Annotated in this window: 4 protein-coding genes and 2 pseudogenes; 4 read left to right on the top strand and 2 right to left on the bottom strand. The window is 68.0% G+C overall.

The window, feature by feature from the left end; genetic code table 11:
* Window positions 1-67: 67 nt before the first annotated feature.
* Window positions 68-3,217 (bottom strand): DNRLRE domain-containing protein, encoded by a 3,150-nt coding sequence (locus ACZ4VI_RS29600; RefSeq protein WP_468004135.1) that lies wholly within the window; start codon window positions 3,215-3,217, stop codon window positions 68-70.
* A 661-nt stretch (window positions 3,218-3,878) separates the two neighbouring features.
* On the opposite strand from ACZ4VI_RS29600, the gene ACZ4VI_RS29595 reads away from it, so the two are divergent.
* From ACZ4VI_RS29595 to ACZ4VI_RS29580, 4 genes and pseudogenes are all read left to right on the top strand, one after another.
* Window positions 3,879-11,753, top strand: a complete 7,875-nt coding sequence (locus tag ACZ4VI_RS29595) for a ricin-type beta-trefoil lectin domain protein (protein WP_468004197.1) — start codon at window positions 3,879-3,881, stop codon at window positions 11,751-11,753.
* On the top strand, window positions 11,750-12,160 hold the full coding sequence (locus tag ACZ4VI_RS29590) for a DUF6896 domain-containing protein (RefSeq protein ID WP_468004133.1): 411 nt from the start codon (window positions 11,750-11,752) through the stop codon (window positions 12,158-12,160). Before ACZ4VI_RS29595 ends, ACZ4VI_RS29590 begins: the two co-directional genes overlap by 4 nt.
* 304 nt (window positions 12,161-12,464) lie before the next feature.
* Window positions 12,465-12,978: pseudogene (locus tag ACZ4VI_RS29585) on the top strand (Uma2 family endonuclease).
* Between the two features lie 146 nt (window positions 12,979-13,124).
* A pseudogene (locus ACZ4VI_RS29580) lies at window positions 13,125-13,295 on the top strand (ferritin family protein); the annotation flags it as partial.
* Window positions 13,296-13,520: 225 nt separating this feature from the next.
* Here the strand turns inward: ACZ4VI_RS29580 and ACZ4VI_RS29575 are convergent.
* Entirely contained in the window at window positions 13,521-16,658 is a 3,138-nt protein-coding gene (locus tag ACZ4VI_RS29575) for a DNRLRE domain-containing protein (RefSeq protein ID WP_468004131.1), read from the bottom strand.
* Window positions 16,659-16,979: the final 321 nt, after the last annotated feature.

The following is a 16,979-nucleotide window of genomic DNA, read 5'->3' as shown; positions in this document are numbered from 1 at the left end:
GGGGAAGTAAAAGGGGTGAGCCCCCGGCGCGTCGCGCCGGGGGCTCACCGCTGTGCGGAACGGGATGTCAGCCGAAGGCCTTGATGGTCCTCCAGTCCACCGACAGCACGGTCTTGACCACTGCGCCGGTGCCGGTGGTGGTCGGGTGGTACACCTTGATGTTTCCGGTGTCCTCGAAGCGGGCCCAGATGTCCGGGACGCCGTCCCTGGTGGCGTTGATGTCCGGGATGCCGATCGCGACCCCCACGGCGGCCGCGGTCCAGCCGGTGCCGTAGGAGACGTCGCCGTTGAGCGAGTTGGCGGCCAGCTTGATCGACTCCAGGTCGACGCTGCCGGCGACCGCGCCGGGCTTGCCGTGACGGACGTACATGTTGCCGTTGTCGACGTTGCGCCAGAGCAGGTCCGGCGTCGCGTCCTTGTTGATGTCGGCGATGTTGACGATGTCACGCGGGGCCCAGGCGGTGCCCTCCATCAGCGTGGCGGTCTCGAAGGTGGCGCCGGTGTAGCCGGACAGCACCCAGAAGGCCGTGCCGGCCCGCAGGGCCAGGTCGGGCTTCTTGTCGCCGGTGATGTCGCCGATCGCCTTCATCTGCGTCCAGGTGGACGGAGCCGGGGCGTTGGACGGCAGACGGAGCTTGATGCGGTCGTCGACGTTGAAGCTGCCGTAGCCGTCGCCCGGGTAGAGCCAGAACTGGCCGTCCGGGGAGACCGCGAACAGGTCGGTCGAACCGTCGCCGGGGTAGACGTCGTCGTAGTGCGCGATCAGCGCGGCCTTGGTGCCGTTCCACCAGTGGCCGGCCGGGTCGAGCTTGGTGTTGACGGTCTCGTAGGAGGCGGCCAGGCAGGTGTACAGCTCGCCGTCGGGGGAGCCGACACAGTTGCGCAGGTTGCCGTCGGCGTTGATGACGATGAGGTCGGCGATGTCGTCGCCACCCGTGTCGCCGGGGCCGTCGGCCCTGTCGCGCGGTGGCAGGTAGAACCGGTAGTCCCCGCGGATGCTCTGGTTGCCGTTGACGTCGTAGGCGTAGACGGTCAGCACGTTCGGGCCGGCGTGCTTGGGCTGCACGCCGGTGATGGTGACCTTGCCGTTGACCGGAGTCGGCGCGTCGACGTAGCCGACGCCCTCGAAGGCCCAGCGGAACTTGCTGGCGCCGGCGGCGGTGAAGGTGAAGTCACCGGACGAGCCGAACTTCACCGACGCCCACGTCTTGCCGTCGCTCGTGGCCTCCGTGAACACGGTGCTGGTGATGTCCGGCTGCGGCGGGGCGGTCGGGTCGACGGTGATCCGGCAGGGCTCGCTGCCGGTCGGGAAGAAGTACGAGGTGGAGCCTGCGGCCGGGTACGTCTCGTCCTCGGCGCGTACGTCCCACGAGTAGAGGGTGTTGGTCGTGATGCCCGCCAGCAGCGGGTCGTCGGCCTGGATGATCATCTTGCCGTAGCCGGTGCCGTCCGGGGCGACGGTGAGCTCCTTCTTGGTGGTCTCGCCGGTCTTCCAGAAGCGGAAGTGCAGATTGGGCAGGGTGCCGTCGGGGTCGTAGCCCTTGGCCTTCAGGGTGATGGTGGTCCGGCCGATCAACACGCTGTCGGTCGGGCCGGGCACGCAGTCGCCACCGGGCGAGGAAGTGCCGGAGGTCGGCTGGGCCGGGGGACGGTTGAACTGGCCCTCCATCACGGCACCCGTGGCCTTGAACTTGCGCCAGGTCTGGGTGTCGGTCTCGCTGGTCGCCCGCATGCCGAAGGTGATGTTCGACCAGCCCTTGTCCGCGCCTTCCTGAGCCGCGGACGTCACCGTGAATGCCTCGTACGCGTCCGGGCAGGAGCTCGACCAGCCGTGCGCGAAGGACTTCTTCTGCAGGACGCGCGACCAGCTCGGCTGCGCGTTCCAGGTCGTACCGGAGGAGATGGAGCCGGTCAGCCAGAACTCCATCTGACGGTCGCTGCAGGACCACGAATGGTTGTTGAGGATCTTGAACGAGGCCCAGTCGAACTTCGCGCCCTCGTAGGTGGAGGAGAACCGCATCCGCCAGAACGAGCGGGCCAGGCCGCCGGTCTCGCTCTCGTAGCCGACACGGGCGTCGGAGGTGCCGGAGGAGAAGTTGGTGCCGTTCCAGAAGCTGGAGTTCGGGTACTTCTTGTACGCCACGGTCCACGCGAGCCAGTCGCTGTTGAGCGGCGGGTCGATGAAGACCGGGAACTTCGTGTCCTTGTGCGTGAGCAGGCCGGTCTCGGCGACGTTCAGGTGGAGCCGGGCTTCACCGGTGTCGTTGCCGTCGAGGGTGACGGGCAGCTGCGCGGAGCGGGCGCCGGGCTCGATGCCGGTCAGACCCGACAGCTTGAGCACGTCGGCGGAGGTGGCCACCGAGGTGCGCGGCGGGGTGCCCGCCGGGAGTTCGGAATCGCGGCCGGAGGAGTCCCAGGCGAACGGGGTCGGGATGGAGCCGACCTCCTGGCCCGCCTTGTCCAGGACCTGGATCCGGTTCGCCTTCGCGTCGGTACGGAAGACCGCGGTCTTCGAGCGCAGGCCGTACGCGACGGTGGCGAGGTCCTTGTTCTGCGCGGCCTGCTTGTCCTTGACGATGAGGAGCTGGCCGAAGCCGCCCTCCTCACGCACGATCAGCAGCAGGTCGACGCCCGGGAAGACCTCGGGGTAGAGGGCACGCGGGCCGTCAAGGACCGGCTCGGGCAGGGTGCCCGGCCAGGTGTAAGCGATGGTGTGGCCACCGAGGTCGACCTCGGCGAGCAGGGTCTCGTTCGCGACGCCCTCGGCGAGGGGCAGACGGCTGTACGAGCGGTCGGCGCGAGCTGCCTCGGTGCCGCCGGCGAAGCGGACAGGCGTGGCGGCGTTCACCGGGCGGATGCCCAGCGGGCCGGCGTTCTTCGTCCGGCGCAGTGTGTTGTCGATCGGCGCCCAGTTGCCCTGGGCGTTCTTCGCACGCTGCGGCAGGGCGTGGATCTGGGTGTGCATCTTGCCGTTGGGCATCGCCCAGATCAGCTGGGTCTGGGTGGTCGCCGTGTCGACGAGCACCTTCTTGCCGGTCCGCTTGGCCTCGGCCGCGGCGGCGGCCTCGTCACGCGGGCCGGTCGACGCCTGCTTGGCGTCCGTGACGGGGGACTTGGCGGTCGGGGGCGCGCTCGGCTGCCACCAGGGCAGGAGCGCTGCGGTGAGTGCGGCCAGTACGAGGCCGAGGGTGAGTGACAGCCGTGTGCGCGTGCGCACGAATGGGCTGAGAAGACGAGGCGGCGCTGGCACGGCGGTCTACTCCCGTGTGAACCAGAGGGATTTCGGACAGCACAGACAGCCCCGTCGGACGGGACGCGGGGCGTAAGGCGCGCACACGATCACACGAACGGCAGGTGACGTCCATATCCTCAAGGTTTTATGGACATGTGACCTACCGTGGGGTAGGGCATAACGAGCCATCAGTTCATCCAGGTTTATGGCCTCCTGATAAGCCATTAGGTGGCGATCACCGCCGATGCCCGATCTATCGCGAAGGTCGACAGTGCGGGAATCTGTTTGCGCTTGCACTGTGGCCAATCTCACATCTGTGGCATCTCGGCCACCATCCGCGATGTTGAAAATCCAGCGGACATGACAGAAAGTGCGCACGCACGCGCCTGATCCAGGCGCGTGCTCTTTGGTGTTTCCGCACCTCGGTGTTTCCGCACCTCCTCCGTTGTCTTGTTCGTCTGGGTGGGAGTCGACGCGTATGCGTGCTTCAGAACCACTGTCATGGGTGGGGCGGGATCGCCTAGCCATGACAGAGTCACAACGACGGCGCCGTCGGCGAAGCCGCACGGCGACCGTCCTTTTGTTGTCATCGATATTGACGGTGACGAGCCTGGGCGGGCAGGCCCTGGCCGTTCCCGGCGACGGGATGAGCCGTGAGGAGCAGACCTCTCAGGTCGACCTCCCCGATATCCCGAAGAGCACCACGCTCCCCGATGACACCACGGCTCCGAAGGCGCTGAGCACGGCGCCCGAGCAGCCGATCACGCCATACACGCCGGTGGCGGTGGACCCCTGGGCGGCGGATACCGGTAAGGCGGACCCGTCGACGGCGACGCCGGGTACGACGGTCCAGGTCAAGAACTCGACGACCCAGGCGCTCCTGCCGGTCGGCGTGGGTGTGCCGGTGGGTCAGGACCCGGCGACCATCGCCGGTGACTGGCAGGTCGCGGTCAAGGCGACGACCACGTCCGAGGACACGGGCGTGCCCGGCATGATCATGGAGGTCGTGCCGCCGGCGACGGCGAACCCGACGGCGCAGGTGCTGCTTGACGTCGACACGACCGCTTTCAAGGACCGCTACGGCCAGCTGGCCGCTGAGCGTTTCGGTCTTGTCCTGCTGCCGAGCTGTGTGATCGACTCCCCGGAGACCGGTGACTGTGCGCCGGACACGGGCGTCGAGACCATGGCCGGCGAGAACGAGCCGGACGTCGAGGTCGAGCGGCTGCGCAGCACCGTCAAGGTGGTGCCTGCGGCGAAGACCAAGCTGAAGGCGACGTCGGCGAAGACCAAGGGTTCTGCGACCCGCCAGATCCTGTCCGGCACGGTTCCGGTCGCGAACCTGCTGCCGGACAAGGGCGATTCGTCGAAGGTCTCGGGCGCCTCGGTGCACAAGGCCGCCTTCTCGTCGAACGTGGGTGCCTCGGGCCGTCAGGTCGTGGGCGCGATGGACACCGGCTCCTCGGCGTCCGGTGACTTCACCGCCTCGCCGCTGCTGTCCTCCGGTTCCTGGGCGGCCGGCTCGTCGAACGGCGCGTTCACCTACAACTACCAGGTGCAGGTGCCGGAGACCGCCGGCGGCCTGATGCCGAAGGTGAACCTGTCGTACAACTCGCAGTCGGTCGACGGCCGCACCTCGGCGACGAACAACCAGGCCTCCTGGATCGGTGACGGCTGGGACTACAGCGCGGGCTCGATCACCCGGACCTACAACAACTGCCGCCAGGACTCCAAGAAGGCCGGGTCCAACAACTCGGACCACAAGACGGCCGACCTGTGCTGGGGCTCGGAGAACGCCACCCTGTCGCTGGGCGGCATGACCACCGAGCTGGTGTGGGACGCGTCCAAGGGCCAGTGGTTCACCGCCAACGGTGACGGCTCGAAGATCGAGCGGATCAAGGACACGTCCAAGGACCCGCGTTCGGGGATGAAGGACGCGGACGGCGAGTACTGGGTCGTCACGACCAAGGACGGCACCCGCTACCACTTCGGTCTGAACAAGCTTCCGGGCTGGTCGGACAACGGCACCGCCGCCGACGACCCGTACACCGACTCCGTCCTCGCGGTGCCGGTGTACGGCAACCACTCGGGAGAGCCCTGCTACGCGGGCCCGACCACCACGGACTGGAAGAACTCCTCCTGCAACCAGGCCTGGCGCTGGAACCTCGACTACGTCGAGGACATCCACGGCAACGCCATGTCCCTGTGGTGGGAGCGCGAGGAGAACTACTACGCGAAGAACTTCTACTTCAAGGGCCCGGTCAAGTACCACCGCGGCGGCTACCTGTCGCACATCTACTACGGCCAGCGCAAGGACTCGATCTTCTCCGCGTCGGCCCCGGCCAAGGTCGGCTTCACCGTCGCCGAGCGCTGCTACGACGCGTCGACGACGCACACGTGCAGCGACGACAACTTCAAGTCGAAGGACCCGGGCAAGTACCGTATCTGGTACGACACCCCGGCCGACCTGCGCTGCCAGGCCGTCACCACGACGTACACGCAGAAGTGCTGGAACGCCGGTCCGACGTTCTGGACCCGCAAGCGCCTGGACAAGATCGAGACCTTCACCCAGCGACTGAGCGGCTCGACCATCCGTCATCTGGTGGACTCCTACCAGCTGAAGCAGAGCTTCCCGGTCCTGAAGACGGGCGCGAACACGGCGCTGTGGCTGGAGTCGATCCAGCGCACCGGCTACGCCCGCAACGGCGCGACGGACGCCTCGGTGACGCTGAACGCGGTGCGGTTCGAGTCGAACTCCGACGACATGCCCAACCGCGTCTACCGCGGCGGCAGCGGCGCGACCGACCCGCGGCCCGGCTTCTCGCGGCTGCGCATCGAGCGCGTGATCAACGAGTACGGCGGCGAGACGGTCGTCACGTACAAGAAGCGTGAGGGCGAGTGCCTCTCCGGCACGGGCCTGCCGGGCAAGACCGACACCGCGTTGCTGAAGTCCAACACGCGTCTGTGTTACCCGCAGTTCTGGCACCCGGACGCCGAGATCGAGGACATCGACTGGTTCAACAAGTACGTGGTCGCCTCGATCGAGGAGCTGCCGAACGTCGACGGCTCGTACTCCACTCTGACGTCGTACGAGTACAAGAACGCCGGCTGGAAGCTGGCCGACGCCGAGTTCACGAAGAAGTCCACCCGGACCTACTCGAACTTCGCGGGCTTCGAGCAGACCGCGGTGATCACGGGCGAGAAGAAGGCCGCCGCCGACAGTGGCGAGGGCTCCACCCCGGCCGAGGAGGTCCCCGGCGCCGAGGGCCCGAAGACCAAGGCCGTCACCCGCTTCTTCCGCGGCATGGGCGACACCGTCCCTATGAAGGACATCACGGGCGCCACGCTCACCCACGACGGCCAGACCGTCTACGACCGTGAGGCGTTCGCCGGCCGGATCGCCGAGGAGTTCAGCTACTCCAACGCGACCGACGCCGACACCAACTGGCTCACCCGCAGCCTCACCGTCCCGCAGGCCACCGAGCTCGCGAGCCGCGACCGCGGCGACGGCCTGGACCCGCTGAAGGCATGGCGCGTCACGGAGCCCGAGGAGATCGCGTACACGAAGTCCTCCGGCACGGGTGACGACACCCGCACCCTGCGGACTGTGCGGACCAAGACGACGTTCGAGTCGACCTACGGTCTGCCGATCCTGGTGGAGTCGCTCGGCGACGCCGACCCCACCAAGACCAATGACGACTCCTGCACCAAGCTGGAGTACCTGCACCACACCGGCAAGAACCTGATCGGTCTGTCCAAGCAGGTCCTCGTCTCCCCGACGCTCTGCGCGAACGCCAACTGGCTCGACCTCAGCACGCTGAGCAGCGCCCAGCGGACGGCGTACGACGGCACCGCGTACGACACCGCTCTCGGTTCCACGACCCGCGGTCTGGCGACCGAGTCCTGGTCGCTGAACGACAAGGGCACCGGTTTCCAGACTGGCGGCACGGTCGGCTTCGACGCCATCGGCCGGGTGATCCGGCTGACAGACCCGGACCAGATGGCCCAGCCGGTTCCGAAGCCCTCCACGATCGCCTTCGACCCCCCCACCGGGCAGGCCTTCAAGGTCACCGAGACCAACCCGCTCGGTCACACCCAGGTCCAGGAGCTGGAGCCGGGCCGCGCGGTCGCGCTGAAGACGACCGATGCCAACGGTCACGTGAGCGAGGCCAAGTACGACCCGCTGGGCCGGATGGCCGAGGCATGGGCTCCGGGCCGCACCCCGGGTTCGGGCGTGGCGGACTTCCGTGCCGAGTACACGATCCCGGCCGAGGAGACCGACCCGACCGACCCCGCCGGCCGAAAGATCCGCAAGCCTCCGTACGTCACGACCTACAGCCGTGGCTACGAGGACCGGGTCGAGAAGTCCGTCACGATCTACGACGGTCTGGGCCGTGAGCGGCAGTCGCAGGAGGAGGCGGACGGCGGCGGCCGTCTGATCACCGACACGCTGTACAACAGCGCCGGTGAGGTCTATCAGACCAACAACGCCTACCTGAACGAGGCCGACCCGAGCGGTGAGCTGTTCACGCCGCGCGCGGACACCACGGTTCCGAACATCACCCGCTACAAGTACGACGGCCTCGGCCGCGTGGTCGAGGAGATGCCGGTCCTCAAGGTGAAGGCCCCCGGGACCACCGAGGCCATCTCCCAGCCGGTCCCCGAGAAGGCGACCCGCTACGAGTACGGTGCCGACTGGTCGAAGGTGATCCACCCGCAGGGGGCCTCCTCCTACCGGGTCTGGACCGACGCGCTCGGCCGCACCGTCCGCACGGACACGATCGACCCGGCGGCGCCCGGCGGCTTCACGTCGACGAGCTACGAGTACAACAACCGCGGCCAGGTGGCGAAGGCGACCAGCTCCGCCGACACCGCGCACCCGTGGTCGTGGACCTACGACCGCCGCGGCCAGTTGGAGACCGCGACCGACCCGGACACGGGCACGACGCGGAACACCTACGACCACCGCGGTCGTCTGCTGACCACCACCAACGCACGTGGTGTGACGGTCTGGAACGGCTACGACGAGCTGTCCCGGCCGGTGGCGCAGAAGCTCGACGGCCCCACCGGTACCCCGCTCGCCGCCTACTCGTACGACTCCGTCGTCGGCGGCAAGGGCATGCCCGCCTCCGCCACCCGCTACACGGACGGTCAGGCGTACACGCAGAAGGTCAACGGCTACACGAAGGACTACCAGCCGACGTCCACGACGCTGTCGCTGCCGTCGACGCTGGCCACCACGTGGGGTCTGCCGGCCGAGTACACCTACGGCTACACGTACTCCGACACCGGCATGCTGGAGGAGGCGAGCCTCCCCAAGGCCGGCAAGTTCGATGCGGAGAAGCTGGTCGTCCGCTACAACAAGGACGGCAAGCCGGTCTCCCTCTCGGGCAAGGACTGGTACGGCACGGAGACCGTCTACTCGCCGTACGGTCAGGTGATGCGTTCGACCCTGGGCGCGCTGCCGTACCGGGTGTGGGCGCAGAACTCGTTCGACGAGTCCACTGGTGAGCTGAAGAACCAGCAGGTCTACCGCGAGCAGACCCCGCTGCCCAACAACAACCTGGTGACGAACCGCGAGTACACCTACGACCCGGCCGGCAATGTCACGGGCATCCGTGAGCACGCCACCGGGATCGAGGAGCGGCAGTGCTTCACCTACGACCCGCTGGGTCAGCTGAAGGAGGCCTGGACCTCTAAGGACCAGACCGCCTGCACCTCGCCGACCAACACCGACGGCACCCTGAACGTCGCCGCCGGCACGGACAGCTCCGGTTACTGGCAGCAGTACGAGTACGACCTGCTGGGCAACAGGAAGAAGCTGGTTGAGAAGGACCTGACCGGCGCCACGGCCAAGGACGCCACGACCGACTACGCCTATGGCAAGGCGGACGGCTCCCAGCCGCACACGCTCACCAAGGTGTCGAAGACCTACACCACCCCCGCGGGTGCGCGGGTCAAGGCAGAGGCCGAGCGTCTGTACGAGCTCACCGGTGAGACCAAGTCGATCACCTCGATCCAGAACGGCGACAAGCAGACGCTGACCTGGACGGCGGACGGCCAGGTCGACCGGATCACAGGTCAGGGCAACGGTGGCAAGACCCCGTACGTGGGCCTCGCCGACAAGTGCCTCGACCTCAAGTCAGGCCTCGCGGCTGCCTCCCAGCCGATCCAGCTCTACAGCTGCAACACCTCGGTCGCCCAGAACTGGAAGTTCACCCCGACTCCGGCCCCCGTGGCCGGGACGCAGACCGACCCCAACCGGGGCACGCTCACCGTCTACGACAATTGGTGTGTCCAGCCGGCCGCGAACACGGCCGGGGCTGCGGTCCAGATCCAGAAGTGCAATGCCACGGCCGCGCAGGAGCTGCAGCGGAACACCGCCGGTCAGCTCACGCACATCGTGTCGGGCCTGTGCCTGGCGGTGCAGGGCGCCAACTCGGCCAGCGGCACGCCGATCGTGCTGGCCACCTGCGACGGCACGTCCGCCGCGCAGCTGTGGGCTCCGCAGAATGACACCCGTCACATCTACGGCCCCGACGGTGAGCGCCTGCTGACCATCAAGGGCAAGCAGGCCACGCTGCACCTGGGCGAGGCCGAGGTGACCGTCCAGCAGGGCGGTGTCCTGATCAACTCGCAGCGCACCTACGCCACCCCCGGTGGTCAGGTCATGCGCTACGCCTACGGCACGGGTACCGAACAGCTGGTCGCTCAGACAGGTGACCACCAAGGCTCCACCTACGCCGAGGTCGCCATGAGCGGCACCATGGCGGTGCGGATCCGGAAGCAGGACCCGTTCGGCAACCAGCGCGGCGCCGACACCGTCGGCGCCAACCTGCAGAGCCACAAGGGCTTCCTGGGCAAGACGAGGGACGACGCCTCCGGCTTCCAGCCGCTGGGCGCACGTCTGTACGACCCGGTGGTCGGACGGTTCCTGTCGGCCGACCCGTTGATGGACCTGAACGACCCGCTGCAGGCCAACGGGTACGTCTACGCCCACAACAACCCGGTCACGCACTCCGACCCGACCGGTCTGGCGATCACCCTGACCGCCTCGGAGAAGGCGGCGGCCCTCGCGGGCGCGGGCCTGTCCGCGGCCCAGGTCGCGCAGGCGCAGGCCACCATGGGCAAGTCCCTGACCTCGGTGATTCTCGCGGCTGCCTGGAGCATCCTGAGCGACTTCATCGGACTCAGCGACGCCATGGCCTGCTTCGGCGGTGACATGTGGTCCTGCGGCAGCTTGATCATCGGGGCCATCCCGTGGACCAAGCTGGGCAAGATCCCGTCCGTTCTGAAGGCGGTCAACCGCACGATCGACGCCATTCAGGCGTTCAAGGCGGCGAAGAAGGCCGCCGAGGCCGTCCTCAAGGCCGCCAAGGCCGCCGAGGCCGCGGCCTTGAGAGCCAAGAAGGCCGCCATCGAGAAGGCCAAGAAGGAGGCCGCGCAAAGGGCCAAGAAGAAGGCGGCAGAAGCCGCCAAGCGGAAGGCCGATGCAGCGGCCGCCGCGAAGAAGAAGACCGGTAACCCCGTCCAGAAGAGGGCGCAGGCCAAGGCCGCTCCGAAGTCCTCGTCCCACTCCGGTGGAGGCAAGGGCAAGGGCGGCGGGGGCCCGGGCGGGGGCGGCAAGGCCGGCACTTCCAAGGCCGGCACCTCCAAGCCGGGCGGCAGTTCCGGCGGCTCTTCGCGCAGCAACGGTGGTTCGAGCGGCAGCGGTAGCTCTGGCAAGGCCGAGGAAGGCGCCACCTGCAACAGCTTCGTGCCCGGCACGAAGGTGCTGATGGCCGACGGCTCCACCAAGCCGATCGAGAAGGTCAAGACGGGCGACAAGGTCGTCGCGACCGACCCGAAGACCGGGGAGACCCGGATCGAGACGGTCACCGCCGAGATCAAGGGCCAGGGCATTAAGCACCTGGTCAAGGTCACGATCGATGTCGACGGCAAGGCCGGCTCGAAGACGGCCCAGGTCACCGCGACCGATGGCCACCCCTTCTGGGTCCCCGAGCTGCGTGAGTGGATCAAGGCCACCGACCTGAAGTCCGGTCAGTGGCTCCGGACCAGTGCCGGCACCTTCGTCCAGATCGCGTCCATCCAGCGCTGGACCACACAGCAGGCCTCCGTTCGCAACCTCACCGTCAGCGACCTCCACACGTACTACGTGCTGGCGGGAGCTACGTCCGTCCTCGTCCACAATTGCACTACCAGCCCCCACTCCGTGGAGCGGACCGAGCAGCTCGGCGGTGCGTACGACCGGGAACGGGTCGACCAGATCGCCGAAAGCATGAGCGCAGACGGTTGGGTCGGAGAGCCCATCGAGGTCTTCGAACAGCATGGTCGGATCTACGTGATCAACGGCCACCACCGAGTTGCGGCGGCCAAGAAGGCGGGGATCGACGTTCACTATCGATCTCTTACGCTTGAGGAGGTCTTGGCTTACAAGTACAAGTCCGCCGACGACGTGGTCTGGGCGGCCGTCGAGGTGGGCCCGGACTTTCCCGAGGAAAGGAGAGGGAGGAGGCGCCGGTGAGCCAGTCGAGTGAAGCCGCTGTCTGTGTGCGTTCCTTCCTGCGGAATCGCACGCTCATCATGACGGCGCTGGCAGCCGAATACCCCCAGTTCGACGCTCTGGAGCGTGTTCTGCAGGCTGTCCGCGCAGGTGAGCTGGACAAACGAGCGCGCACAGAAGCCGGCTTCTCGTACGCGGTCCATGGGCGCGGGTGTCGGATGGTCGCCCCCGACGGGGCCGAGATCGACATGGACCTGCTCCTGGACGGGGCAGAGGCGTTTGACGCTTGGCGCTTGGAGGTTCTGGCGCGAAGCGTCGGCATGAGTCCCGTTCCCCCTAAGGACGACCTTGTTCGGGAGTGCCGTGACATGGTGCGCAAGGGAGTCCTCGATGAGCCGGAGCCAGGATGGTTCCGACTCGTCGGATGACGAGTAATCGCTCGGGTGGGCATTCCATCGGATGTGGAATGCCCACCCCGCGAAGGTGGCCCGCTCCCGGGTCCAGCGTGCAGACATGCCGCAGCGGCCCCTCCGGATATGTTGCCGGAGGGGCCGTTGGCATGTGCGACGGCGCGGTCGGCGCAAGACGGGAGAGGCTCGTTGCGCAGGGGGCGAGAGCCTGCATATTCCAGGGTCAATATCGTGGCGGTTCGTCGCTCGTCAGAGGGGCGGTCCGGCGTTCACCCTGGGTAGCCTGGCTGTACCAGGCAGACTCCGCCCCGTGGGAGCAATCATGAGCGCCGCACGCGAGTACGGGCTGGACGACCAGTACGAGTGGCCTCGCCCGCCGGAGGGCGGCTGGACGGCGGACGACCTGGACGGGCTTCCGAACCTGCCTCCGCACACGGAGCTGATTGACGGGAGCCTCGTCCTGACGAGTCCGCAGACCCGGTTTCACACGCGTGCCATGCGCCTGCTGAGAACGCGTTGATGGCCCAGGCGCCGCGGACACCGGCCCCCGCCAGACCTGGTTCAAGCCCGAGGACGTACTCCTCGCGGTCGAGGTCGTCGCCGACGACTCCGTGGAGCGGGACCGCGAGGTCAAGCCCCGCAAGTACGCGCAGGCCGGCGTCACGCACTTCTGGCGTGTGGAGGAGAACGACGGTCTTCCGGTGGTGTACGTCTACGAGCTCGACCCGGCCACCAAGGCGTACGCGCTGACCGGCATCCACCACGACCGCCTCAAGACGAGTGTCCCGTTCCCGATGGACATCGACCTGACGGGCATCAACCGCCGCCACCCATAGCACCCCGCCCCGCCCTCTCCAGCCGCAGCGCCTCCGCCATCACCGCCAGGCGTAGGGGTGCCCGTGTTGCCCAGGCCGTGCTGGGCCGTTCCCGTCTTGCCGCCGACCGTCACGCCCGGGCCAGGGCCATCTGGAGAGGCGTCGCCACCTCCTGGCGGTTCAGTCAGTTCCTCCACGGCGAGTAGGGCGCGATGGTCCGCGCCGCGCGGATCATGGAGTCCGTCCCGGACCTGGATGCCACGTTCTACTCGGCGACGCAGACGATGGACGAGGCGCGGCACGCGGAGGTCTATGGCCGTTTCCTGCACGAGAAGATCGCGGAGGCGCTGGACCGTGAGCGGTTCGCGACGGAGGAGCGGGAGCGGGTCGCGGAGGTGGTGGCGGCTGGTTTCGGACGTCTCCGAGAGATCCGCGCGGAGATCCGCAAGCCGATCAGCGGCTGACACAGCGGCCGGGAAGCACGGGAAGCACGGGAAGCACGGGAAACGGGGTGAGCCCCCGGCGCGTCGCGCCGGGGGCTCACCGCTGTGCGGTACGGGGCATCAGCCGAAGGCCTTGATGCCGTTCCAGTCGACCGACAGGACGGTCTTGACCGCCGCGCCGGTGTCGGTCGTGGTCGGGTGGTAGACCTTCATGTTTCCGGTGTCGGTGAAGCGGGCCCAGATGTCCGGGATCTTGTCGTTGTTGACGTCCGGGATGCCGATCACGGTGGAGACGGCCGCCCCGGTCCAGCCGGTGCCGTAGGAGACGTCGCCGTTCAGGGAGTTGGCGGCCAGCTTGATCGACTCGAGGTCGACGCTGCCGGTGACCGCGCCGGGCTTGCCGTGACGGACGTACATGTTGCCGTTGTCCGTGTTGCGCCACAGCAGGTCGGGCGTGCCGTCGAGGTTGATGTCGGCGATGTTGACGATGTCACGCGGGGCCCAGGCGGTGCCCTCCATCAGCGTGGCCGTCTGGAAGGTGGCGCCGGTGTAGCCGGACAGCACCCAGAAGGCCGTGCCGGCCCGCAGGGCCAGGTCGGGCTTCTTGTCGCCGGTGATGTCGCCGATCGCCTTCATCTGCGTCCAGGTGGACGGAGCCGGGGCGTTGGCGGGCAGGCGGATCTTGATCCGGTCGTCGACGTTGAAGGTGCCGTAGCCGTCACCGGGGTAGAGCCAGAGCTGACTGTCGGGGGTGACCGCGAACAGGTCGGTCGAACCGTCTCCCGGGTAGACGTCGTTGAAGTGCGTGATCAGCGAGGCCTTGCCGGCGGTGTTGATCCAGTGGTTCGGCGGGTCGACCTTCTTGCCCGCGGTCACGTAGGACGCGGCCAGGCAGCTGTAGAGCTCGCCCTCGGGGGCACCCACACAGTTGTCCAGCGTGCCGTCCGGGTTGAGGACGAGCAGGTCGGGGATGTTGTCGCCACCGGTGTCCCACGGGCCGTCGGCCACGTCGCGCGGCGGCAGGTAGAAGCCGTAGCTGCCGCGGATGCTCTGGTTGCCGTTGGCGTCGTAGGCGTAGACGGTGATGGTGTTCGGGCCGGCGTGCTTGGGCGTCACACCGGTGATGGTCACCGTGCCGTTGACCGGAGTCGGCGCGTCGACGTAGCCGACGCCCTCGAAGGCCCAGCGGAACTTGGTCGCGCCGGCGGCGGTGAAGGTGAAGTCACCGGGCGCGCCGAACTTCACCGACGCCCAGGTCTTGCCGTCGGAGGTGGCCTCCGTGAACACGGTGCTGGTGATGTCCGGCTGCGGCGGGGCGGTCGGGTCGACGGTGAGCTGGCACGGCTCGCTGCCGTCCGGGAAGAAGTACGAGGTGGAGCCTGCGGCGGGGTACGTGGAGTCCTCGGAGCGCACGTCCCACTTGAAGAGCGTGTTCGCCGTGAGGCCCGTCAGCAGTGGGTCGGTGGCCTCGATGACCATCTGGCCGTATCCCGTGGAGTTCGCGGTGGCGACGTACTCCTTCTTGGTGGTGCTGCCGTCCTTCCAGAAGCGGAAGCGAAGCTTCGGCACGGCGCCGTCCGGGTCGGAACCCTTGGCCTTCAGCGTGATCGTTGTACGGCCGATCAGCATGCTGTTCGTCGGGCCGGGCACACAGGCGCCGCCCGGGGACGAGGTGCCGGAGGTCGGCTGGTTGGGCGGGCGGTTGAACTCGCCCTCGATCCGGGCGCCGGTGGCGCCGAACTTGCGCCAGGTCTGGGTGTCGGTCTCGCTGGTGGCCCGCATGCCGAAGGTGATGTTCGACCAGCCCTTGTCCGCAGCCTCCTGGGCGGCGGAGGTCACGGTGAAGTACTCCCAGGCGTCGGGGCAGGAGGTGGACCAGCCGTGCGCGAAGGACTTCTTGTGCAGGACGCGCGACCAGCTCGGCTGGGCGTTCCAGGTCGTACCGGAGGAGATGGAGCCGGTCAGCCAGAACTCCATCTGGCGGTCGGTGCAGGACCAGGAGTGGTTGTTGAGGATCTTGAACGTGGCCCAGTCGAACTTCGCGCCCTCGTAGGTGGTGGAGAACCGCATCCGCCAGAACGAGCGGGCCAGGCCGCCGGTGTCGCTCTCGTAGCCGACACGGGCGTCGGACGTGCCGGAGGAGAAGTTGGTGCCGTTCCAGAAGCTGGAGTTCGGGTACTTCTTGTACGCCACGGTCCACGCGAGCCAGTCGCTGTTGAGCGGCGGGTCGATGAAGACCGGGAAGTTCGTGTCCTTGTCGGTGAACAGGCCGGTGGCCGCGACGTCCAGGTTCAGCGTCGCGGAACCGGTGCCGTCACCGTCGAGGACCACGGGAAGCTGCGCGGACTTCGCGCCGGGCTCGATGCCCGTCAGGCCCGACAGCTTCAGCACGTCGGCCGGGGTGGCCACGGAGGTGCGCTGCGGCGTGCCCGGCGGCAGCTCGGAGTCGCGGCCGGCCGAGTCCCAGGCGAACGGGGTCGGGATGTTGCCGACCTCCTGGCCCTTCTTGTCGAGGACCTGGATCCGGTTGGCCTTCGCGTCCTGGCGGAAGACGGCCGTCTTCGAGCGCAGGCCGTACGCGACGGTGGCGAGGTCCTTGTTCTGCGCGGCCTGCTTGTCCTTGACGATCAGGAGCTGGCCGAAGCCGCCCTCCTCACGCACGATCAGCAGCAGGTCGACGCCCGGGAACACCTCGGGGTAGAGGGCACGCGGGCCGTCGAGCACCGGCTCGGGCAGGGTGCCCGGCCAGGTGTAGGCGACGGTGTGGCCGCCCAGCTCGACCTCGGCGAGCACGGTCTCGCCGGTCAGCGGCGCGCGGACGTACGAGCGGTCGGCGCGCTCCGCGGACCGGGTACCGCCGGCGAAACGCAGCGGCGTGGCCGCGTTCACCGGACGGATGCCCAGCGGACCGGCACCCTCCGTCCGGCGCAACGTGGTGTCGATCGGCGCCCACTTGCCCTGGGCGTTCTTCGCGCGCTGCGGCAGGGCGTCGATCTGGGTGCGCAGCTTGCCGTTGGGCAGCGCCCAGAGCAGCTCGTTGGCGGTGGTCGCCGTGTCGACGAGCACCTTCTTGCCGGTCCGCTTGGCCTCGGCCGCGGCGGTGGCCTCGTCACGCGGGCCGGTCGACGCCTGCTTGGCGTCCGTGACGGGGGACTTGGCGGTCGGGGGCGCGCTCGGCTGCCACCAGGGCAGGAGCGCTGCGGTGAGTGCGGCCAGTACGAGGCCGAGGGTGAGTGACAGCCGTGTGCGCGTGCGCACGAATGGGCTGAGAAGACGAGGCGGCGCTGGCACGGCGGTCTACTCCCGTGGGAACCAGAGGAATTCGGACAGCACAGACAGCCCCGTGGCAAAGACCACGGGGCGCAGGCGCGCACACGATCACACGATCGTCAGGCGCCGTCCATATCTGAAGGATTTATGAAGACGTTATGTGGTTCCGTGCGAGAATCTGACGTCCATATGAAGACGCCTATATTTTGGCGATTTGACGGAGCGTTAAGTTCCGCTTGACCCGGATGCCCGATCTATCGGATAGGCCGCCACCGCGGCAGTCTGTTTGCTAATGCGCCGTGGTGAATC

This window comes from Streptomyces sp. NPDC029169 (assembly GCF_055563935.1).
Note: the sequence above shows the minus strand (reverse complement) of the source record. Positions and strands in the feature narration are given on the sequence as shown.

What these genes read in the sequence shown, in the direction of transcription:
- ACZ4VI_RS29595 (WP_468004197.1), top strand. Translation starts at nt 3,879, where the DNA reads ATGAGCCGTGAGGAGCAGACCTCTCAGGTCGACCTCCCCGATATCCCG.